Origin of the sequence: Chryseobacterium amylolyticum, from assembly GCF_051011775.1 — a bacterium.
In the GTDB taxonomy this organism is placed as follows: Bacteria; Bacteroidota; Bacteroidia; order Flavobacteriales; family Weeksellaceae; genus Chryseobacterium.
In genome coordinates this window covers 673,624-694,357 of the sequence record NZ_JBPCHX010000002.1, presented here as the reverse complement: position 1 = coordinate 694,357, position 20,734 = coordinate 673,624, and the positions used below count along the sequence as shown (strand labels likewise).

Sequence of the window (20,734 nt, the reverse complement as noted above, 5' to 3'; positions counted from 1 at the left end):
TAGCTTTCATCCTGTCTGAAAAAATAAAACTGACATTAGAAATTAATGTCAGTTAATATTTGCATAGGCAGGTTTTATGTCTTTTGAGATACTTTCTCTTTAGATTAAAAAGTATAATTGACATTGAGCTGAAAAGTTGTCCCATTAAATCCGAACTGGTTGACCTCCCAGGGATATCTGAACCTCCCTCCAAGATCTGTTACCACATCTCCTTTGCTGTCTATTACATCCGGATAAATATTAAATAAATTATTTACGACCCCGGAAACTTTAAGATCATTCGTGATTTTATAGGTTAAAACTACATCTGTAACTACCTTACCGGAAAACGTCTGATCTTTGGCAGGATCTGTAGCGTGCTGCCAGGTAACAGAACCAAAATAAGTATTATTTAAGTTAAAATTAAACTTTGTAATGTCATACGAAAGGCTCAGAATAGTTTTTGTCTTTGGCCTTGCAGAGATAATTCTGGATTGCTCTTTTCTGTCAAAAAAGTTTTCTGAGTAACCATTTTGAGCCAAAATAGGTGGAACGGCGATATTATCCACTATTTTAGTTTCATTGTAATTGAAAGCAGCAATAACTCCCAATCTTCCTTTTCCAATAGCAGAAGTATAATAATTGGCAACGAAATCTATCCCCTGAGTAACTGTATTTACAGCATTCGTGAAAAACTTCAGGGATGTTATTTTATTATTGTTTAATATGACTTCCACAGGATTTGTTAAATCCGGACTCCCCGGAGCACCGGTTTTGTAACCAATATCTCCTGAGAAAAGTACCCGGTCTTTAATTTTTATTCTATAATAATCCGCTGTAATAGTAAGGTTTTTAAAAGGTTTTACTGCAAATCCTCCGGTAATGTTAAAGGCTTTTTCGGCATTTAATTTTGGTACGCCAAGATCAGATCTTACAATTTGAGAGTCATTATTAAAAGTACCCTGATTAGCTACAGTATTCCCTGTAATTTTGGTCTGAACATTGGAATAATAAATCTGATGTAATGAAGGTGCCCGAAATCCCGTAGAAACAGATCCACGGAAAACTAATTTATCATCCAGGAACTTATATCTCGCATTTCCTTTCCAGGAAACATTATTTCCAAAATCACTGAAGTTTTCATATCTCACAGTTCCTCCAAGCAACAGGTTTTTCGTAACATCCCATTCAGCATTCACATAAGCTCCAATGTTCTGACGATTTTTATTAACTTCATTTTGAGGCTGCAGCCCTGGAAATGATTCTGCGCCACTTCCTGTATAAGATGCCTCTTCTCCTGCTTTCGCCTGATAGTTTTCATTACGCACTTCTGCTCCGGCTCCTAAAACAAGCGCACCAAAATCCCGGCTGATATCTATGTTCCCTATAATATTACTGAACTGATGGCCACCAGCTTTAAAACGGGTTGGTGAATTTGCACCCAAAGAAACATTAATAGTGTTGCCTACAACATAATCTACTGCATTAGAGCCAAAAGTTGCACTCCCGTCAAAATTCCATTTTCCAAACATACCTTTCCAACCGGAGGTTAAATTATAATCATAAACATCTGTTTTAAATTCCGGCTGAAATCCATTGTAAGGCTGTCCTTTTGGAGTTAATAATCCAAAATCTGAAGATACCCAATAAGGTGTTCTATACAAAGCGAAACTGGTCCCATTTCTGTAAGTTGTACCACCAAACGCATAAAATTTACCCGTTTCACTAGTCGGCAATTCAAAATTTACAAACATATTGGCAACTTTTGTTTCCGGCTGTCCGATAATCATTCCTAAACCAGGATTAGCCTGCGTCCAGGCATTATCCACACCAAAAAGCTCATCTTTTGTAACAGCACCTGCGCGGTTGGTTTTATTTTGAGATGAAAATCCTAGTGTAAGATTTAAACTTCCATTTTTTGCAACCCTGATTCCTGTGTTGAAATCTGCTCCGATATTAAAGCCGTCTCCTTTTGAAGTAATCCCTGAAAAAAGATTGACGGTGCTTTTTCCAACGCTGTTTTTAAGAATAATATTGATTACACCTGCAATAGCATCAGAGCCATATTGTGCAGATGCCCCATCTCTTAATACTTCTACATTCTGCAAAGCTGCTGATGGGATACTTTTCAGATCTGTACCTACTTCACCTTTTCCAGGTGTATCATTTACATAAATAAGAGCACTTTGATTTTTTCTTTTATTATTGACTAACACTAATGTTCTGGATGGTCCTAATCCTCTTAAATCAGCCGGATCGAAATGAGCCGTTGCATCAGAAACAGTCTGTTGTGATGAATTGAAAGAGGGAACAGCATAGGTTAAAGCTTTGTCAAAAGTAACCTGCCCTGTAGATTTTAATTGTACAGCAGAAATATTATCAATAGGAATTGCTGAGGTAATGATGGTTCTTGGCTTAGTTCTACCCGTTGTAACCACAACTTCATCTATTTTATTTTGTTTTATGCTGTCCTGAGCATATCCCATAGCACCAGCTCCGCTTAATACTAATGCATAGATTTTACCATTAAATAAATTATTTTTCATATCAATTATTAAATATTCAATAAATCTAATAAAAAAATCAATATTAATCACAAAAATAAAATATATAATAACAATTCTATTTCATAATTGCGAAAACTATACCATTTCACAAAAACAATAATTGATCTAGAAAACATAAGGTTATTTATTAATAATATGAAAAAAAATAAATCAATAACACCATATTTATATAAAAAAATTAATTAGTTAACATCAGAAATAAATAGGAGTTCATTCATTCTGATAAGTAGTTTTCAACGGGTTGAGATCGCGTCGTTTATGGCTTGCAATGAATGGGAATAAAAAATGGCCGGGAGAAACCGGCCATATCCAAATTATTTATTTACCTCTACGTATTGTATGATGGTCTGATTTTTTGGGTTGTAGATAATGGTACTGCTGTAGGGAAATCTTTTCAGCTTATAATACTGAATATTCTTATCGGATTTAATATCTTCAAGAATTTTGGCATCAAATGTATTGTCAGGAAGGAATTTCGACAGAAAGCTTATTTTATCTACAATACTTTGTCCGTCAATCTTACGCGCAGTTTTATCAGATTTGCTTTCATCGGAGGTGGGCTGCGCTTCTAAAAACGGCAGTAAAACAGCAATATCCGCTTTATATTTAAAGATATAGCCTTCCGGCCTTCCCGGAATTTTAATCTTTTTTCCTTTCTCTTCGGAAACAATGGAAGGTCCTTTACCTGGAAAAACAGTATTAAACTTAACGTCTTCGGAATTAATTAAAGAATTCACAGATTCATTGACCGTTTTTTTCACCGTTTCTTCTACAGCCTGCTGCGCTTTCTGCTGTACGGTTTCGGTTGTTTTCTGAACAGTCTGGTCTATTTTTTCCTCAATCTTATTGCATGATACTAATAAAAAAGTGGTGATAGCAGGCAAAATATACTTCTTCATAATTCTAATAATAGCGATTTTTATTAATATCCTTTCTTCTAACGGAAAAGTAAGTCAGGATATTTTAGCAAAGGAAAAAATATTTTTTTAATCCCGGAAATCCTACTGACAAACTGTTGTCATTACCTCATCTTACCTTTGTATCAACAACAAACAAAAACAATAATATTATGACAACTACAGCCACAGCCACTAAGCAATTTATGACCACAGATCAGTTACTAAAAGACTGGCAGGGACACAGAAATCTTACAAGAAGAGTAATTGAAGCTTTTCCTGAAAAAGAATTATTTGAATTTTCTGTCGGAGGTATGAGGCCTTTTGCCAAACTTGCCACAGAGATGATCAACATTGCAGGCCCTGCTTTGAAAGGGATTATTGAAGGAAATATGGAAGGTTATAGTGAAGACGGCTTCAATCCTGCTTCTAAGGAAGAGCTGTTAAAAAAATGGGATGAAGAGACAGAAGTAATCAACCACTATTTCAATCAGATTTCAGAAGAACGTTTCCAGGAGGTATTTAACCTTTTCGGACAATATGAATTTCCGGTGTATGAAAATATCCTTTATTTCATTGACAATGAAATCCACCACCGCGGCCAGGGATATGTTTACCTAAGAGCTTTAGGTATTGAACCGCCTTTCTTCTGGGAAAGATTCTAATAAAAGCCATTTCATTTATTTGCCTCAATTAAGTCTTTAAACCTCAACAGATATCTGTTGGGGTTTTATTGATGTCTTTCTGTCATTTTTCTCAGCAGTTCATTCAATCGTATGCGAAGACTATCCGGTTCAAGCACAGTAGCATAATCTGCAAAAGTAATGAGCCAGCGGGGGAAACCATCGCTCATCCATTCTGTTTCAAAAGTGAGTTCTACTCCTTGTTCGGTTTCCACTTCTTCTATAAGTCCGTAATATTTTTTAGAATTCACCAGGTGAGACATGACCTTTTTATCCACCAGAAGTTTAGCTCTTTCTTTATTTCCATTGGATTTTTTACGGTAATCATTCACCTGGCCGTATTCCTGCAAAAAAGGATTCTGTGTTTTTGAAATTTCCAGGATACGGTCTATACGAAACTGCCTGAAATCTTTCCTTAAAGTACAAAACGCCATGATGTACCAGAAATTAAATTCAAAAAACATCCCGACGGTTTCAATGGTTCTGTGGTTCACTCTTCCGTCTACCGTCTGATACTTTATAATCAGCTGTGTTTTCTCTGCGATACTTTCAAGAATAATAGGAATTACATTTTTCAGTGAGTCTCCGGAATCCGTATGAAAGCTGAAAACGTCAATCTGCTTTTCTATATTTTTGATCAGGTTTTTATCAGAATATTTCAATACTGACCGTACTTTCTCCATGGCTGCCTGATAATGATTTCCCAAACTTTGATGGGAAAATTTCTGCATCAGCTTTTCAGCAGTAATGAAGCTTAAGACCTCTTCTTTGGTAAACATAATCGGAGGAAGCTTGTAACCATCCATTAGAGAATACCCGTTACCGGCCTCTCCGACAATAGGAATCCCTGCATTTTCCAGGGTTTTCACATCACGATAAATGGTTCGGATACTTACATCGAACTTTTCAGCCAGATCCTGTGCCCGCACAACAGGTTTAGACTGTAACTGGGTAAGGATAGACGTTACCCGATCAAGTTTTTTAAGGTAGTGGTCGTTCATTAGGTAACAAAGCTAAAATTCTTTTTTGGTAACTTATACATATGACAGGTTTTTTATTAAATTTATTTTGCAAAACAGACTCTTTCTTTATGCTTCATACTCATTTTGTTCAGTCTATTGAAAAAATTTTGAAACCGGAACAGGCAGTCATGGACGAACTTGTTTCTCATCTTGAAACTAAAACTTACAGGAAAGGGGATTTTCTGCTCAAAGCCGATGAAACCTGCAGGTATTTCTATTTTATTGAAAAAGGATTGGTAAAGCTGTTTTTTGATAATGGTGATAAAGATTTCATCATGACATTTTTTGCAGAAAATGCATTCTTCGCTGAACTGAGTGGTTTTCTTACAGGGCAGCCGTCGAAATATATGATCGTAGCTCTGGAACCTACTGATGTTCTGCGTGTGCATAGAGACGTTGTTGAAGGATTGTGTAAAAAGTATCACACAGCGGAAACACTTTTCAGCAAACTGTATTCAAAGGCTCCGGTCAATATGATGGGAAGAATCAGTGAAATGCTGGAAGATGACGGAAAAAAACGCTATCATAATTTTCTGAAACAAAGACCTGATCTTATCCGGCGCATCAGCCTTGGAGATCTTGCAGATTATATCGGAATCACTCAGGTTTCTTTGAGCAGGATCAGGGCACAGAAGTTTTAGAAAGGAAGCTGGAGGCAGGAAGAGGAAAGTTATTGAACCGAATATATATCATCTACCTAATAGTAACTTCTAACATCCAGTTTTTAAAATCTTTCTTTTTAAAATTTATCATTTGTAAAAAAATTCAGGAAAATACAGTTCTACATTTGTCACATAATTAATCAAAAAAACAAATATTATGTCACAAAGAATCAACGCATTTGCGGTAGGAAACAAAGCTGTAAATGCCCTTCACAACATGGGATTTCAGGTACAGAACTCTTCACTGGATAATTCATTTCTTGAACTGGTGTATTTCAGGGTTTCCCAAATGAACGGATGTGCTTTTTGCCTGGATATGCATTCCAAAGAATTAAGAGCGAAAGGAGAAACGGAACAGAGAATATTTCTGGTAAGTGCATGGAGAGAGTGCTCATTTTATACTGATAAAGAAAAAGCCGGATTATTATGGGCAGAAACTTTAACGGCTTTAAATGGTAAAGAAGTGAGTGATGAAATCTATACAAAAGTAAGTCATTACTTTTCCGAAACCGAAATGGTAGATTTAACCATGGCTGTCATTGCGATTAACAGCTACAACAGAATCAATATTGCCTTTGGAGCGGATGTAGGAGCCTATCAGGTTTCTGAAAAAGCCCAGTAAACAATTCTAAAAATCTAAAAAATGTAAAAACTCAGCCTGACCGCTGAGTTTTTTTAATTTTCTTTAAAAGTATTGACCAGTTTATCCAGATTCAGGCTGCGGGCGGAAGCATCAAAAATTTCACGGTAAGTACCTTCTTTATTGTAGAGTTCATCATGCGTTCCGTTCTCTACTACTCTTCCTTTTTTCATTACATAAATGATATCAGAATCCAGTATCTGTGACAGGGAATGAGAAATAATGATAACTGTTCTTCCTTCTTTTATCGCATCCAGAGAATTTTTAATCTGTTCCGTAGCAATGGCGTCCAGGCTGGCGGTCGGTTCATCCAGAAAGATGATAGGAGGATTTTTAAGGAACAGCCTTGCAATGGCAATTCTCTGCTGCTGTCCTCCGGAAAGTTGCGTTGCATCATGCTGATACTTCTCGGGAAGATCCATAATCTGCTCGTGCAGATAAGCTTTTTTTGCGGCTTCCTGAATTTCTTCAAAACTTGCATTCATATCTCCATACCGGATATTATCTTCAATACTTCCCTGGAAAATATGATTTTTCTGAAGAACAAGCCCCAGGTCACTTCTCAGGAAAGTATTGTCATATTCATTAAGGTTTACTCCATCCAATACAATCTCTCCCGAATCGGGAAGGTAAAATTTACACAAAAGATTGATGACTGTTGATTTTCCTGCGCCACTCAGCCCTACCAAAGCTGTTGTTTTCCCGTTTTCAATTTTCATGGAAACATTATGTAAAGCCTTTGTACCGTTGGGATAGGTAAAATCAACATTTTTCAATTCAAAAGTTCCTTTGATTTCTCTTTCTGCAAAATTTCCATTCGGTTCAGCTTCGTCATCAGCATTTAAAATATCGAAATAACCTTCGGCATAAATCATGGCATCATTCATATCATCATAAATCCTGTGCAGCTGGCGGATGGGTGCCGAAACATTGTTAAAAAGCATGATATGAAGCATAATAGCACCAATAGTCATTTGCTGATCAAGAACCAGATAAACGGTTAAAAGAATGATCAAAACCACCCCGAACTGCTCAATAAAGGTTTTCAACCCATCATAAATAAAGTTGGTTCTTCTTGTCACCATCTGGCTTTCCATGAGCTCCATCTGAAGATCATATTGTTTCTTTCCTTCAAATTTTTCACGGACAAAACTTTTAATCACCATAATCGAATTGATCAGGTTCAGAAGTCCTGACGTTTTTCTTTCCCTTTGATTTCTAAGCTGACGGCGGACCCCGCTCAGTTTTTTAGCCTGCAGAGAGCTGATGTAGAAATAGATAGGAACAATAATAGTGGAAACAAGCCCCACATACACATTCTGCATGTACATAATAACCAGCGCTATGATGGCATTGGAAAATAATGGTAAAATATCAATAAAAAAATTCTGTACCAGTCTCGTAAGGCTTTCTATTCCACGGTCTATCCTGATCTGTAATTTTCCGGATTCATGGTTTTCGTCATTAAAATAGGCAACTCTGTAAGTCAAAATTTTATCAATCGCCGATTGTGCCAGCACAGAACTGACATTGATCCTGATCTTTTCCCCATAAAATTTCTGTCCGAAATTGATAAAAATATTCAAAAGTTCCTTTCCCAATAAAATAACGGAAATAATGATAAGAATATGAATCCCTTCCGACATCGGATGTGGGAGATGCGTAAGCTTGGTAACCTCATCTACCGTGTATTTTAAAACAATCGGGTTGACCTGTGCGGCCAGAGCGCCGAGAAAAGTAAGAAACAGGGTTCCGTAGATCATTAATCGGTAAGGTCTGATGAACGGGACAAGCTGCTTATAAATTCCGAATAAGGTAACGGTTCTGTTAAAAGGTTTAGCCATAGAAATCATTTTAAATGAAAAACGTACCGCTTTCAAAAGAAAAAGGTACGTTTTATTATCATGTTCAGCAAATAAATGCTTTATATTTTATCCTTCATACATATAAGTCGTAAGGTAATGCAGTTCTTTTCTGCTGGCTTCTTTAGATTCTGCTTCCGCCTGTTCAAGAGAATATTGGCTGTTGATTTCTTTTTTCTGGAAAACAAAGGAGTTGTTGGCATTCTTATCTACAACATCATTAAAGATATGTTCAATTTCAGAGTTGGCTAATGAAGCAAAACTGATATCCTCGAAGCCATACATGAGCCTCAGATCATCAAACTGTTTGAAATTTTCATCCACAAATCCCTGCAGCTGTGCTTTTGAATCAAAGTTTCCTGCCCAGATGTTATAGGCATATTTTTTCTTTTTAGGCTTATCTAAAATACTCTGATATACGAAGTTTTCACCCAGATAAGCCTCTCTTACCTGCGGGTCGTTCGCTAGGTCTTCAGGAAGCCCTTCTTTAAGGATCTTTCCTTCAAACATAATGTACGTTTTATTGGTAATTGCCAGGGTCTGCTGTACGTTGTGATCGGTAATCAGGATTCCGATGTTTTTATCAACAAGACTTCTTACAATTTTCTGGATATCTTCCACAGCAATAGGGTCTACTCCGGCGAAAGGCTCATCCAGAAGGATAAAGTTCGGACTTGTGGCAAGACAGCGTGCAATTTCTGTTCTACGCCTTTCTCCTCCGGAAAGAAGATCTCCCCTGTTTTTACGAACATGCTGCAAAGAGAATTCTTCTATCAGTTCATCACATTTGATCTGCTGCTCACGTTTTGAAAGCTTGGTCAGCTGCAATACTCCCATAATATTTTCCTCCACAGAAAGCTTTCTGAACACTGAAGCTTCCTGAGCAAGGTACCCGATTCCCTTTTGAGCTCTTCGGTACATAGCATCCGTAGTGATCTCCTGTTTATCCAGGAAAATCTTTCCTGAAGTTGGCTTAACCAACCCTACGATCATATAAAACGATGTGGTTTTTCCTGCTCCGTTAGGACCCAGCAAACCAACAATTTCTCCCTGTTGAACCTGTACAGAAACGCCTTTTACAACTTTTTTAGGACCGTATTCCTTGATTAAGTTTTCTCCTCGTAAAATCATAGGGCAAATATATCAAAAATATAAACTCGCAGATAGGCGAAAAAACAAAAAGGCTAAAAGACAAATAGCAGAGGGGGAATTAAGTGAATTGGCAATTTCGGCTTTCCATTCTTTTGCTTCCTGTAACTTTTTATCATTTTAAACTACTTATTATAAAACATATCAATCAATTACAAAATACTAAGCAATGGAAAATTACGGTTACACAAAAACAGAAGATGTACAAAACCAGCAAAGCGGTGTCCCTTACCGTTCGGAAAAGAAAATCCCTGCTGCTCTGTTGGGAATTCTCGTAGGCTGGCTGGCTTTAAATAAATTTTACCTGGGCTATAAGAAAGAAGCTGTTATTCAGCTGGTCCTTAACATTGTCACTTTTGGAGCAGCCTCTGTTATCCCTTTTATTGAAGGTATTTTATACCTCTTTATGAGTGACAAGCAATTCGATGACACGTATGTGTATGGCAAAAAAGGATGGTTATAAGAAATAATGAACTTAATAATAAAAAGCCGGCTGTTCTGATCAGAACAGCCGGCTTTTTATTTGAATGAATATCATCTTATTTGTTTAATAAGACCGCCGCTTCTTTTGCAAAATAGGTAAAGATCATATCTGCCCCTGCTCTTTTGAAGCACGTTAAGCTTTCAATGATTGTTTTGTCGTTATCCAGCCAGCCGTTTTGAGCAGCTGCCTTTACCATGGCATATTCACCACTTACATTGTATACTGCGATCGGAAGATCAATGGCTTCACGCACTTTGGAAACAATATCCAGATAGGGCAATCCCGGCTTGATCATGATAACATCTGCCCCTTCGTCAATATCTTTAAATACCTCATTCAATGCTTCACGGGTATTGTGAAAATCCATCTGATAGGTTTTTTTATCTTTCGGAATTTCCATGTTGTCTTTCGGGGCACTGTCTAAAGCACTTCTGAAAGGCCCATAGAAAGAGCTAGCATATTTGGCAGCATAGCTTACAATTCCTACGTCTGTAAATCCGTTTTCTTCCAATGCTTCACGGATAACCTGTACCCTTCCATCCATCATATCACTTGGTGCCACAAGATCAGCTCCTGCTTCTGCGTGAGATACTGACATTCTTGCCAGTGCATCATTGGTGGCATCATTCAGGACTTTTCCGTTCTCAATGATTCCGTCATGTCCATAGATCGAGTAAGGATCCAGCGCTACGTCAGGCATAACTACCATCCCCGGAACGGCATCTTTAATGGCCTTGATCGTGTTCTGCATCAATCCGTCTTTGTTCCATGCTTCTTTTCCTGTATTGTCTTTCACATGTTCTGACACTTTCATGTACAAATTGACAGCTTTTACTCCCAAAGAAAATAATTCCTTACATTCCTTCACTGTTAAATCTACACTGCGCCTGAAAATTCCCGGCATAGACGGGATTGCCTCCTGCTTGTTTTCGCCCTCCATTACGAAGATCGGCATTACAAAATCATCAGTTGTAAGCACACTTTCTCTTACCAGACTTCTGATAGATTCATTAACTCTAAGTCTTCTATTTCTTGAATGTATCATTTTGGAATACTTTTTGAATAAGTTTCTACAAATTTAATATAAGTTCTGCAAAAAACTATTGTATGAAATTGCAGAATGTATTACATTTGTTATATATATTCGAGAAATTATAAATTTGATGAAAAAACTTTTACTTTTATTTCTATTTGTAGGCACTTTTGTTGGATTTTCCAACAATTTTAAAGCTCAGCTTAGGGAGCCGGGTTCCATCACTCAAAAGGCGGATGATGGTGTATTGCTTGCTTATCCAAATCCTGCAAAGGATTTCCTTATTATTAAGGCAAAAGATTCTTCTTTAAGGATCAAAAGTGTGACTTTCTATTCAATTTTGGGTATGCAGGTTGCCAATTATACTGTGAACATGAATTCCGGAGAGATCAATATTGAAAAATTGAAACCCGGAAAGTATATGATCCGTTATATATTAAGTGACAACACGCAGAAAGTTACTCAAATCGTGAAACAATAAATTAAAATCCTGATAATCATCAGGATTTTTTCTTTTACATTAATTCTGTTTTAATATTTCCGTAACTTTCGGAACTTTTTTATACTAATTGTAAAAAGAACAATTTAATGCTAAAAGCTGAACATATTAAAAAGACCTATAATGCCGGAAAAAAGGTCGCTCTGGATGATTTCAGCATCCATGTACCAAAAGCCAGTATTTACGGCCTTTTAGGTCCTAACGGAGCCGGAAAAACTTCTTTTATCCGTATCATTAACCAAATTACTCAGGCAGACTCAGGCGATATTTTTATTAACGGACAGAAACTGAACCCAAGCCATATTAAAGATATTGGCTACATGCCTGAAGAAAGAGGGCTGTATAAAAACATGACGGTTGGAGATCAGATCCTTTATTTCGGTGAACTGAAAGGCATGACCAAAAGTGATGCTTTGAATGAAGCCAAAAAATGGTTTGAAAAACTGAATATTGACCAATGGTGGAAGAAAAAGCTTTCAGAACTTTCTAAAGGGATGGCGCAAAAAATTCAGTTTGTAGTTACGGTTCTTCACAGACCGCACCTTTTGATTCTTGATGAGCCTTTTTCAGGTTTTGATCCGGTAAATGCCAATTTAATCAAAGATCAGATCATTGATCTTAAAAATAACGGTACAACCATCATTCTTTCTACCCACAGGATGGAAAGTGTGGAGGAAATGTGTGATTATGTGGCTTTGATCAACAATTCGAAAAAAATCATTGACGGAAGGGTTTTTGATGTAAGAGAAAAATTCAAGAAAAATATCTTCGGTATTACTCTTTCTGAAGTCAGTAATGATCAGTTTGAAAATTTCAGAAACAAATATGAGATTTTCAATGTATCAAATGAAAACAATCTTGTTTCCTTTGACCTGAAAAATGAAGAAAGCCAGAATAGTATTCTCCTTGACCTTGTACAGGTAGGTAAAGTAAGATCATTCGACGAAAGAATCCCAAGTATGAATGAAGTGTTTATTAATGCTGTAAGTAACCATTCTTAATTTTATGAATAATATTTTTTTAATTACCAAAAGAGAATTTCTGACACAGGTTAAGAAAAAATCTTTCATTATATTGACCCTGCTTGCTCCTATCATGATCATTGCTTTCGGGGCTGTGATCGGATTAATGTTTAAGGCAAACGAGTCACATAGTATTATAGAGGTGGTTGACAAGAGCGGACTGTTTACCAACCAGCTGAAATCCAATGATAAATTAAATTACGTTTTTGTTTCTGCAGCCGACGAAAAATCCAAAATTAACAATTTAAAAGGCAATGAATCTCTGGATGGCATCCTGATTCTCCCGGAACTGAAAAACCAGAATTTTGACGAGCTTGAAAATGATACCAGACTGATCATCAACAGCAAAATAGGATTTGATACGAAACAGAGAATTGTATCTGACATCAGCAATGTTGTCAGAAAAGAAAAAATCAAGCAGCTGGGTATCCAGGAAGTTCAATTGAATAATCTGGATAAAAGCTTTACCTTAAAAACCATCAATGTTACAGATAACAATAAAGAGGACTCTGATCTTGTCTTTGGAGTTAAATCCGGGCTGAGCATGGTGCTGATGTATGTCACTTTCATGTTCATCATTATTTATGGGGTAAGGGTAATGAGAAGTGTGCTTGAGGAAAAGAATAACCGTGTTGTGGAAATCATTATTTCTTCTGTAAAGCCTTTTGAACTGATGATGGGCAAAATTCTAGGGGTAACGATGGTTGCACTGACACAATTTATAATCTGGATTACAATGTCAGTAATTGGTGCACTGGTATTAAATACAGGTTTTTCTCCTATTCAGAAAAATATTCCGGGAGGAAATGAAGAACTTGCAAGCAAACTGGATGTAGGACAGCTTGCTACCCAGATTTCTCATAGCTTACTGGAGCTGAACTTCCCGCTAATCATCTTTGTATTCATCGTTTTCTTCCTTTTAGGGTATATCTTCTACAGTTCTATTTATGCTGCAATCGGTTCTGCTGTGGATAACGAAACAGAGACGCAGCAATTTACCTTATTTGCGATTTTACCTTTGACCTTAGGGATGTATGGAAGTTTTTCTTTGATGAATAATCCTGATGGTCCGTTAGGTTTCTGGCTGTCAATTATTCCGTTTACTTCACCGGTGGCTATGATTGCCAGAATCCCGTTTGGAGTCCCTGTCTGGCAAATAGTATTATCTATTGTACTATTGCTGGCAACCACTATTTTTATGATCTTTCTGGCAGGAAAAATTTATCGTGTGGGTATTTTGATGTACGGAAATAAGGCTACTTTAAAAGAGCTTTGGAAGTGGATTAAAGGGTAATTATGCTAAATGGTGAAATCGTAACAGCGAAAAGGCTGAGAAAATTATTCGATTGTCCAAAAGATATATAAAATAAAAATCCCGGAAACTTCGTTTCCGGGATTTTTTTATTCTGAAATATTTCTATTTGAATATATAGCTTAAAGTAAGGGCAATTACCTGCTCTGATTTTTTCTTATCAGTACCTTTGGTTTCTTTAGCAAGACCAGGATAAGTGTCTCCCAGACCTAAGTCATATTTTAAAGCGACCTCCAGTTGTCTTTTGTAGCTATATCCTACTCCCAGTCCTAGTCCCCAGTTAAAGCTGTTTGCCTTTCCGTTTACGCCTGCCGGCTGATTAGGATCGGTAACATCCGGGTCATAATAAGGTCTGCTTACAGGAACATCTTTAACGTTCTGACTTAGCAAAAAGTTAAATCTTGGTCCTATCAATCCAAAGAATTCTGATTCTGCTTCAGAAAAATATCCTTTGAAATAAAGAGGCACGCTCAGGTAGTTATTTGCATATACTGCATCATAACCGCTTACTCCTTTAGCATCTTTATCTTTTCCTGTTTCTCCTGCACCATAGTACTGAACTTCAGGTTGAATAAAGAACTGGTTAGCCTTTCCTACGGGAATCATTGCCAAAGCTCCAGCCTGGAAAGTATATCTCGGCCCTGAAGGGTTATGGGCATTGGATACTCTGGAGTAGTTTAAACCTCCTGTAACACCGAATCTTGTGTTATTCCATTGCACTTGTGCAAAAGATAAAGCAGAAAGGGTCAAAGTTGAGGCTAATAAAAGTTTTTTCATATGCTGTGATTTTAATTTTTATGTTATCCTAGAACTTTTGCTACAGTAGCACCGATATCAGCTGGAGAATCTACTACGTTGATACCGTTTTCTCTCATGATTTCCATTTTTGCCTGAGCTGTATCTTCAGCACCACCTACGATAGCACCAGCGTGTCCCATTGTTCTTCCTTTCGGAGCCGTTTGTCCGGCAATGAAACCTACAACCGGCTTAGTAGATCCGCTTGCTTTGTACCATCTAGCAGCTTCAGCTTCAAGACCTCCACCGATTTCACCGATCATTACAACAGCTTCAGTTTCAGGATCGTTGATAAACAGTTCTAATGCTTCTCTGGTAGTAGTTCCGATGATTGGGTCACCACCGATACCGATTGCAGTAGAAATACCGTAACCTGCTCTTACAACCTGATCAGCAGCTTCGTAAGTAAGAGTACCTGATTTTGAAACGATACCTACTTTTCCTTTTTTGAAAACGAAACCTGGCATAATACCAATTTTAGCTTCTTCAGAAGTAATGATTCCAGGGCAGTTTGGTCCGATTAATCTGCAGTCTCTGTCAGCGATATAAGATTTTACTTTTACCATATCAGCTACAGGAATACCTTCAGTAATACATACAATTACTTTGATTCCTGCTTCAGCAGCTTCCATAATAGCGTCTGCTGCAAATGCCGGTGGTACGAAAATGATACTTACGTTTGCTCCTGCTTTTTCAACAGCGTCAGCTACTGTATTGAATACCGGTTTTCCCAAGTGCTCGCTACCTCCTTTTCCCGGAGTAACACCACCTACTACGTTTGTTCCGTATTCAATCATCTGACCAGCATGGAAAGTTCCTTCGTTCCCTGTAAATCCTTGTACAATTACTTTAGAATCTTTGTTTACTAAAATTGACATTTTATTGTTGTTTTAATTTATTTATTATTTTATTAATGCTCACAAATTTACTTAAATTTCTTTGATTTCGGATAAAACCTTTGGAATTGTTTATTTGAGATTTCTCAGCTTTACTTCTTTTTTCAGATAAGTCTTGAAATCTTCTGCAAACATCCCGATATAGGTTCCTTTTTCCAGATCTCTGTTGACTCCTGTTTTTCCCAAAAGCACTGATCCAGACTCAATTTTATTGCCGGAAGCAATTCCTACCTGCCCCCATAATGTCACTTCATCACCGATGATGCAGCAACCTGCAATTCCCACCTGAGAAGCAATCAGACATTTTTTTCCGATAACGGTATCATGTCCTATCTGAATCTGGTTATCCAAAACGGAGCCTTCTCCAATGATGGTTGAGTCTGTAACTCCTCTGTCAATGGTACAGCCGTTTCCGATTTCCACGTTGTTTTCAATAACAACATTTCCAACAGAAATCAGTCGGTCAAAATTTCCGTTTAATTTTCTGTAATAAAATGCATCACCTCCTAAAACGGTATTGGACTGGATGATCACATTATCACCGATTTCCGTACGGTCTCCAATAACAACATTTGGAAAAATAAGGGTATTTTTTCCAATTTTCACATTGTTTCCAATTACTGCAGAAGGATGAATTTTTGTTCCTTCTCCTATTTCAACATCGTGAAGTTCTTCTGTAAAGTTATATATTCTGGTGAAATGAGTATTGATTTTATTAAAGTCCCTGAAAGGATCCTCAGAAACCAAAAGCGCTTTGCCTTCCGGGCATTCTACTTCTTTATCAATTAAAATAATAGTCGCTGCCGAGTTTAATGCTTTGTCATAATATTTAGGGTGATTCACAAAAACGATATCACCTGGTTTTACCATGTGAATTTCATTGGTTCCCAATACTTCAAAATCTTCAGGCCCTACAAATGCTGAGCCTATTAAATCTGCAATGGTTTTAAGCTTTTGCGGAGAATGGAATCTCATAACAATAGATTTTCTTATAAAACAAAATTCGGAGTGCTGATGCAAACCGAATTTATGTAAATTTTATTTATTCTTTTACTCTTTCTAAGTAGCTTCCGTCTTCAGTGCTTACTTTAATTCTGTCTCCCGGTTCAATGAACAAAGGAACCATTACTCTTGCTCCGGTTTCAACGATTGCGTTTTTAAGAGCGTTTGTTGCAGTGTTTCCTTTTACTCCCGGATCAGCTTCAATAACATCAAGGTATACAGACTGTGGAAGTTCAGCAGAAAGCGGAGTCTCATCAGCTTCTTTCAGAATAATGGTTACTTCTTCACCAGCTTTCATAAACTGAGAGTTCTCAATCATTTCTTTGTTGATGTATAGCTGAGAGAAATCATCATTGTTCATAAAGTGGAATCCGTTCTCATCATCATACAGATACTGGAATTTTCTGGTGATTACTTTTACTTCATCAATTTTGTGTCCAGCTGAGAAAGTATTATCAATTACTTTACCATTAGTTACTGACTTTAATTTTGTTCTTACGAAAGCAGGTCCTTTTCCCGGTTTTACGTGAAGAAACTCGATTACTTTATAAATATCATTGCTATACTCTATGCACAGCCCTTTTCTGATATCGTTACTTGTTGCCATTAATTATGTAAATATTTATTTTCTTTTATTAAACTGTATTCCCTGCCCCTGAGGCATCATTCTGTTAAATATATTATTATTGAACGTATTCACATTGTTATTCAATCTGTTTACATTCATCTGAATATCAGATTTATACTGATCGGCTGTTCCGAAAATGGAATTTCCTGTATTTTTCTGTTTCAGAATACCCTTTAAATTATTCTTTGCAATACTATCATTAGACTCTCCGGAAAGCTTTCTTTCTATGGTAAAAGGCTTTTCTTTTTTTACTGTTTCAGTTTTTTCTGTCTGTTGTCCGAACAAAAAAGATGTCGCAGAAAGTGCAGTAAGTAGAATTAAGCTTTTCATTGTCTGATAGTATTAGGTTACATTATTCCCTGTCCTTTCCGGTACCGTACCCTTTTACAATACCTCTTGGTGAATTTTGAATAAACTGTAAGATTTCATCCCTTTCAGCCGTTGGAAGCATTTCTTTTTCAATATGTGAAATAGCCTGAGAAACGTTCATCTTCATCTGGAAAATAGCTCTGTAGATTTTCTGGATTTCGAAGATTTTCTCATTGGTAAATCCTCTTCTTCTTAAACCAACAGAATTGATCCCTGCATAAGACATAGGTTCTCTTGCTACTTTTACATAAGGCGGGATATCTTTTCTCACCAAAGTACCTCCGGAAATCATTACGTGCTTTCCGATTTTACCAAACTGGTGAACGGCTGATAATCCTCCCATTACCGTATAATCTCCGATCTCCACATGTCCTGCAATACCGCAACCGTTTACAATGATAACGTGATCTCCGATAACACAATCATGGGCTATATGCGAAGTAGCCATAATAAGGCAGTTAGCACCTATCTTAGTATATCCCAGAGCCTTTGTCCCTCTGTTTACGGTAACGCACTCTCTGATGGTTGTATCATCACCGATAATCACCTGGGTATCTTCACCGTCAAACTTCAGATCCTGAGGAATTGCAGAGATTACTGTCCCGGGAAAAATCCTGCAGTTTTTCCCTATTCTTGCTCCATCCATGATGGTAACATTCGGACCAATCCATGTTCCTTCTCCAATTTCTACGTCCCCTGCAATGGTAGTGAAAGGTTCTACGATTACATTTTTGCTGATTTTCGCACGTTTATCAACGGCTGCTAATTGATGAATCATTTAATCAACTTTATTTTTTGCAACTTGAGCCATAAGCTCTGCTTCTACTGCTACAGTGTCTCCTACATATCCATACCCCTGCATATGAACAATTCCTCTTCTGATAGGCTCTATTAATTCAATTTTGAATATCAGCGTATCTCCCGGAATTACTTTTCTTTTGAATTTCACCTTATCAATTTTGATGAAATAGGTAGAGTAGTTTTCAGGATCCGGAACGCTGGCCAGTACAAGAATTCCTCCTGTCTGTGCTAATGCTTCTACCTGAAGAACTCCAGGCATTACAGGTTCTTTAGGGAAATGTCCAACGAAGAACGGCTCATTCATTGTCACATTTTTCAGGCCTACTACATGTGAGTCTGAAAGTTCAAGAACTTTATCAATCAATAAGAACGGAGGTCTGTGAGGCATAAGCTTCATGATTCCGTTGATATCGAATACCGGCTCCTTGGTAAGGTCAAAATCCGGAACGTTTTTCTTTTTCTGCAATTTCCACTGGCGGTTTAGTTTTTTCGCAAACTGAGTATTCACATAGTGCCCAGGCTTGTTTGCGATAACTTTACCTTTTATTTTTACACCTGCCAAAGCAAGGTCACCGATTACGTCCAGTAATTTGTGTCTAGCAGCTTCGTTAGGATAGTTTAAATTAAGATTGTCAAGAATACCGTTTGGTCTGATGGATACATTATCTTTTCCAAAGGCTTTCTTTAATTTTTCTGTAGTTTCAGGAGTAAGATCTTTATCTACATATACGATGGCATTGGAAATATCTCCACCTTTGATCAAACCGTGATCTAAAAGCATTTCCAACTCGTGCAGGAAGCTGAATGTTCTTGCTGATGAGATTTCGTCTTTAAATTCTGAAATATTTTTAAGAGTGGCATTTTGAGTCCCTAATACTTTAGTCCCAAAATCTACCATTGTAGTTACTTCATAAGTATCTGAAGGAATGATTGTGATTTCCGAACCTGTAGCCGGATCACTGTAAGTAAGAACTTCTTTTACAACAAGATACTCTCTTGCTACGCTCTGTTCTGCAACTCCAACACTTTCGATAGCTTCCACAAAGTATTTTGAAGATCCATCCAAAATAGGAGGTTCAGAGGCATCCATTTCTAAGATTGCGTTATCAATATCACAACCAACAAGGGCTGCTAAAAGGTGTTCGCAAGTGGTAATTTTTACCCCTAATTTTTCTAATGTAGTTCCTCTTTCTGTTGCTACAACATAATTTACATCTGCTTCTACCTGAGGATGTCCCTCCAAGTCTGTTCTTACAAAAACAAAACCTGTATTCTCTTTGGCAGGTTTAATGGTAAGTTTTACTTCTTTACCCGTGTGAAGACCAATTCCAGAAAGAGTTACCTCTTGCTGAAGTGTTTTTTGCATATCACTCATTAGTATTATCTTTTGAGTTATTCTCAAGATTATTTATTCTACTTACTATTCCAGGCAGGTTTCTGAAATGAACATAGCTTCTCAAATAGTCATTATAACTGATTGCCGGCGAACCATACAATGTTTCCCTGTCGTTAACACTGGAATTTACACCGCTCTGAGCCTGGATTTTTACCTGATTTCCTATTTTAATATGTCCTACAACGCCTACCTGGCCGCCAATCTGGTTCCAGTCACCAATTGTGGTAGAACCTGCAATTCCTGCCTGGGCTGCAATTACGTTGTTCTGACCAATTTTCACATTGTGGGCAATCTGAATAAGGTTATCAATTTTGGTTCCTTTACCGATAATGGTAGAACCTATTGTAGCCCTGTCAATACTACAGTTTGAACCGATTTCAACATCGTCTTCAATAATAACATTCCCAAGCTGCGGTATTTTTTTGAAGCCTTCGGCTGTTGGCTGGAAACCAAATCCGTCTCCGCCAATTACCGTATTCGAATGAATTACACAGTTATCCCCGATAATACAATAGTCATAAATCCTGGCACCACTGTCTATCTTACAGTTTTTACCGATTTTTACTCCTTTTCCTATATATACATGCGGATAGATCTGTGACCCTTCCCCTATTTTGGCTTTCTCGGAAACATAAGTAAATGCTCCGATATAGGCCTTATCTCCTATGACAGCTGTATCGTGAATGGAAGAACCATTTTCAATACCTTCTTTTCTCCCCTGCATTTCCTGATATAAATTCATCAGAATCTGAAAAGAAAGATAGGCATCTTTTACAACGATTAGGGTAGGATTATAATGATTTTTCTCCAGAAGTTTTTCCGAAACGATGATAACAGAACATTTTGAGCTATCCAAAAAATGAGAAAACCGATCTTGTGCTATAAAAGAAAGATGTCCTGATTCCCCATTTTCAATTGGTGAAACTCCTGTAATAAGCGCATTCTCGTCACCTATTATTTTTCCGTCAATAAAACTTGCAATTTGCGAAGCTGTGAATTCCATATTCTGCAAAGATAAGAAATTCTATAATTTGCAA

At 37.2% G+C, this 20,734-nt stretch carries 20 protein-coding genes and 1 pseudogene; 7 read left to right on the top strand and 14 right to left on the bottom strand.

The window, feature by feature from the left end:
- Nucleotides 1-104: 104 nt before the first annotated feature.
- Together ACR1PO_RS08310 and ACR1PO_RS08305 are read right to left on the bottom strand one after the other, a co-directional pair.
- Nucleotides 105-2,525, bottom strand: coding sequence for a TonB-dependent receptor plug domain-containing protein (locus ACR1PO_RS08310; RefSeq protein WP_433986459.1), 2,421 nt, complete (start codon nt 2,523-2,525; stop codon nt 105-107).
- A 335-nt stretch (nt 2,526-2,860) separates the two neighbouring features.
- Nucleotides 2,861-3,445, bottom strand: coding sequence for a hypothetical protein (locus tag ACR1PO_RS08305; protein ID WP_433986458.1), 585 nt, complete (start codon nt 3,443-3,445; stop codon nt 2,861-2,863).
- A gap of 170 nt (nt 3,446-3,615) precedes the next feature.
- Between ACR1PO_RS08305 and ACR1PO_RS08300 the strand changes: the two genes are divergently transcribed.
- A complete protein-coding gene (locus ACR1PO_RS08300; protein ID WP_332385095.1) occupies nt 3,616-4,107 on the top strand; it encodes a DinB family protein in 492 nt (163 codons plus the stop codon).
- Between the two features lie 65 nt (nt 4,108-4,172).
- On the opposite strand, the gene ACR1PO_RS08295 is transcribed toward ACR1PO_RS08300, so the two are convergent.
- Nucleotides 4,173-5,126, bottom strand: coding sequence for a helix-turn-helix transcriptional regulator (locus ACR1PO_RS08295; RefSeq protein ID WP_433986457.1), 954 nt, complete (start codon nt 5,124-5,126; stop codon nt 4,173-4,175).
- 89 nt (nt 5,127-5,215) lie between these two features.
- Here ACR1PO_RS08295 and ACR1PO_RS08290 point away from each other — a divergent pair, with 89 nt between their 5' ends.
- Both ACR1PO_RS08290 and ACR1PO_RS08285 read left to right on the top strand, forming a co-directional pair.
- Nucleotides 5,216-5,788 (top strand): Crp/Fnr family transcriptional regulator, encoded by a 573-nt coding sequence (locus ACR1PO_RS08290; RefSeq protein ID WP_433986456.1) that lies wholly within the window; start codon nt 5,216-5,218, stop codon nt 5,786-5,788.
- A gap of 178 nt (nt 5,789-5,966) precedes the next feature.
- Entirely contained in the window at nt 5,967-6,431 is a 465-nt protein-coding gene (locus tag ACR1PO_RS08285) for a carboxymuconolactone decarboxylase family protein (protein WP_332385090.1), read from the top strand.
- 53 nt (nt 6,432-6,484) lie between these two features.
- Here ACR1PO_RS08285 and ACR1PO_RS08280 read toward each other — a convergent pair whose 3' ends face one another.
- Nucleotides 6,485-8,212: an ABC transporter ATP-binding protein gene (locus ACR1PO_RS08280; protein ID WP_433986511.1), complete on the bottom strand. Its 1,728-nt coding sequence runs from the start codon at nt 8,210-8,212 to the stop codon at nt 6,485-6,487.
- A 504-nt stretch (nt 8,213-8,716) separates the two neighbouring features.
- Nucleotides 8,717-9,442 (bottom strand): annotated as a pseudogene (gene lptB / locus ACR1PO_RS08275) (LPS export ABC transporter ATP-binding protein); the annotation flags it as partial.
- Nucleotides 9,443-9,629: 187 nt separating this feature from the next.
- Here lptB and ACR1PO_RS08270 point away from each other — a divergent pair.
- The gene (locus tag ACR1PO_RS08270) at nt 9,630-9,923 is read left to right on the top strand and encodes a TM2 domain-containing protein (RefSeq protein ID WP_332385088.1); all 294 of its coding nucleotides are present in this window, start codon (nt 9,630-9,632) and stop codon (nt 9,921-9,923) included.
- Nucleotides 9,924-9,999: 76 nt separating this feature from the next.
- Here ACR1PO_RS08270 and hemB read toward each other — a convergent pair whose 3' ends face one another.
- The gene (gene hemB, locus ACR1PO_RS08265) at nt 10,000-10,989 is read right to left on the bottom strand and encodes a porphobilinogen synthase (RefSeq protein ID WP_433986455.1); all 990 of its coding nucleotides are present in this window, start codon (nt 10,987-10,989) and stop codon (nt 10,000-10,002) included.
- 118 nt (nt 10,990-11,107) lie between these two features.
- Between hemB and ACR1PO_RS08260 the strand changes: the two genes are divergently transcribed.
- From ACR1PO_RS08260 to ACR1PO_RS08250, 3 genes are all read left to right on the top strand, one after another.
- Complete coding sequence (locus ACR1PO_RS08260; protein WP_002977152.1) at nt 11,108-11,458, top strand: T9SS type A sorting domain-containing protein; 351 nt, start codon at nt 11,108-11,110, stop codon at nt 11,456-11,458.
- A 107-nt stretch (nt 11,459-11,565) separates the two neighbouring features.
- On the top strand, nt 11,566-12,477 hold the full coding sequence (locus ACR1PO_RS08255; RefSeq protein WP_433986454.1) for an ABC transporter ATP-binding protein: 912 nt from the start codon (nt 11,566-11,568) through the stop codon (nt 12,475-12,477).
- 4 nt (nt 12,478-12,481) lie between these two features.
- On the top strand, nt 12,482-13,792 hold the full coding sequence (locus ACR1PO_RS08250; RefSeq protein ID WP_433986453.1) for an ABC transporter permease: 1,311 nt from the start codon (nt 12,482-12,484) through the stop codon (nt 13,790-13,792).
- Nucleotides 13,793-13,915: 123 nt separating this feature from the next.
- Here ACR1PO_RS08250 and ACR1PO_RS08245 read toward each other — a convergent pair whose 3' ends face one another.
- The 8 genes from ACR1PO_RS08245 to lpxD form a co-directional block, all read right to left on the bottom strand.
- Nucleotides 13,916-14,587 (bottom strand): porin family protein, encoded by a 672-nt coding sequence (locus ACR1PO_RS08245; protein WP_433986452.1) that lies wholly within the window; start codon nt 14,585-14,587, stop codon nt 13,916-13,918.
- Nucleotides 14,588-14,610: 23 nt separating this feature from the next.
- Complete coding sequence (sucD, locus tag ACR1PO_RS08240) at nt 14,611-15,483, bottom strand: succinate--CoA ligase subunit alpha (RefSeq protein WP_034735515.1); 873 nt, start codon at nt 15,481-15,483, stop codon at nt 14,611-14,613.
- Nucleotides 15,484-15,573: 90 nt separating this feature from the next.
- The gene (locus ACR1PO_RS08235) at nt 15,574-16,476 is read right to left on the bottom strand and encodes a UDP-3-O-(3-hydroxymyristoyl)glucosamine N-acyltransferase (protein WP_433986451.1); all 903 of its coding nucleotides are present in this window, start codon (nt 16,474-16,476) and stop codon (nt 15,574-15,576) included.
- A gap of 67 nt (nt 16,477-16,543) precedes the next feature.
- Entirely contained in the window at nt 16,544-17,110 is a 567-nt protein-coding gene (efp, locus tag ACR1PO_RS08230) for an elongation factor P (RefSeq protein WP_002977139.1), read from the bottom strand.
- Between the two features lie 15 nt (nt 17,111-17,125).
- Nucleotides 17,126-17,461: a hypothetical protein gene (locus tag ACR1PO_RS08225; RefSeq protein WP_332385085.1), complete on the bottom strand. Its 336-nt coding sequence runs from the start codon at nt 17,459-17,461 to the stop codon at nt 17,126-17,128.
- A 22-nt stretch (nt 17,462-17,483) separates the two neighbouring features.
- Nucleotides 17,484-18,278 (bottom strand): acyl-ACP--UDP-N-acetylglucosamine O-acyltransferase, encoded by a 795-nt coding sequence (gene lpxA / locus ACR1PO_RS08220; RefSeq protein ID WP_002977135.1) that lies wholly within the window; start codon nt 18,276-18,278, stop codon nt 17,484-17,486.
- Nucleotides 18,279-19,676: a bifunctional UDP-3-O-[3-hydroxymyristoyl] N-acetylglucosamine deacetylase/3-hydroxyacyl-ACP dehydratase gene (locus ACR1PO_RS08215; RefSeq protein ID WP_002977133.1), complete on the bottom strand. Its 1,398-nt coding sequence runs from the start codon at nt 19,674-19,676 to the stop codon at nt 18,279-18,281.
- The gene (gene lpxD, locus ACR1PO_RS08210; RefSeq protein ID WP_374465666.1) at nt 19,669-20,700 is read right to left on the bottom strand and encodes a UDP-3-O-(3-hydroxymyristoyl)glucosamine N-acyltransferase; all 1,032 of its coding nucleotides are present in this window, start codon (nt 20,698-20,700) and stop codon (nt 19,669-19,671) included. Before lpxD ends, ACR1PO_RS08215 begins: the two co-directional genes overlap by 8 nt.
- Nucleotides 20,701-20,734 lie beyond the last annotated feature (34 nt).